The 1,616-nt window shown below is 70.9% G+C and carries 1 pseudogene; it reads left to right on the forward strand.

Annotated elements, in window-relative coordinates:
* A pseudogene (locus tag B1964_RS08170) lies at nt 1–1,616 on the forward strand (chromosome segregation protein SMC); the annotation flags it as partial.

Genomic DNA, 1,616 nt, shown 5'->3' on the forward strand with positions numbered 1-1,616 from the left:
CTCCGCCGAACTCGATGCCGTGTCGGGTGAACTCGCCGATCACGAAGAGCATCTCGCACAGGTGGTGCCCGCCGCAGAGGCCGCCGGTCAGGCATGGTTCACGCTCTCGGCATTGGCCGAGCGGGTCGACGCCACCGCCCGCGTCGCCACCGAACGCAGCCGTTATCTCGACGAACCGGTCACCGCGTCCAGCGGTCCCGACCCCGAGGACCTCGAACGCCAGGCCGACGAGGCCGCCGAGACCGAGGCGGAGATGACGGCCGCGGTGGAAAGCGCCGCCGAGTTCCTTGAAGGCGCCAAAGACGAACTGGCGCAACGCGAACGGGCTGCCGCAGCGGCAGAGCAGGCGCATCTGGCCGCGGTGCGGGCGATCGCCGACCGTCGGGAGGGCCTCGCACGCCTCGAAGGGCAGGTCGACAATCTGCGGACCAAGGCCGATTCGGTCGACGCCGAGACCACACGTCTGACCGAGGCCATCGCCGCCGCGGTCGAGCGTTCGCAGATCGCGCAAACCCAGCAGGACGAGGTGGCCGAGTCGTTGGGTGAACTCGAAGCCTCGGAGAAGGGCCTCGACGAACACCACGAGCGCTGTGTCAGCGCGCTCAACCTGTCGAACGAGCGTGTCGCGACACTGCAGGCCGAGGAACGCGAGGCCGAACAGCGGATCGCGTCGTTGACCGCGCGCATCGAAGCCCTGTCGGTGGGCCTCGAGCGAGGCGACGGCGGTGCCTGGCTGATGGAGAATGTGGCCGACGGACTCCTCGGTCCCATGTCGGAGCTGTTGACCGTCGACGCCGGCTACGAGACCGCGATCGCCGGTGCGCTCGGCGGTGCGGTCGATGCGATCGCCGCCGCCGATCCGTCGTCGGCGCTGCGCGCCCTCGAGTTGCTCAAAGCCGGTGACGGTGGCCGGGCGTCGATGATCGTCGGCGGCCTGACCCACACTCCCTCACCACGCACCGACCCGCTTCCCGACGGAGCGGTGTGGGCGTCGTCGGTGGTGACCTGCGCGCCGTCCGTCCGGGCCGCGATCGAGCTGATCCTCGCCGACACCGTCCTGGTGGACAGCACCGAGGCCGCCGTCGAGGTGGCCGGAGCGCTCGGCGTGCGCGCGGTCACCGGCGACGGCGACCGGGTGTCCCGCGCGACCATCGAAGGCGGATCATCACACCGGCCGTCGACGTTGGAGGTCCAGTCGGCGATCGACACCGCGACCACCGACCTCGCCGCCACCCGCCGGCGGGTCGAAGAACTTGCCGCCGCCCTGCAGGGTGCGTTGGCCGAACAGCAACAGCGCCGGGAAGCCGCCGAACAGGCACTCGCTGCGCTGCACGAGTCCGACAGCGCCGTGGGCGGGGCATACGAACATCTCGCCCGGCTCGGACAGGAGATCCGCGCGGCGCAGGCCGAGGCCGACCGGCTCACCCGGCAGCGCAACTTCGTCGAGACCGGCCGCGCCGAGACGGTCGCGAAACTCGACGAACTCGAACAACGTCTGGCACTCGCCCAGGGTGAGGGCACCGAAGAACCGACCGGCGAGGTCGATTCGGGCGAACGCACACTGGCAGCCGAGGCGGTGGCCGCGGCCCGCAGCGCCGAGATGGAGGCACGGCTGG

Source organism: Gordonia sp. i37 (assembly GCF_002043085.1).
GTDB lineage: Bacteria > Actinomycetota > Actinomycetes > Mycobacteriales > Mycobacteriaceae > Gordonia > Gordonia polyisoprenivorans.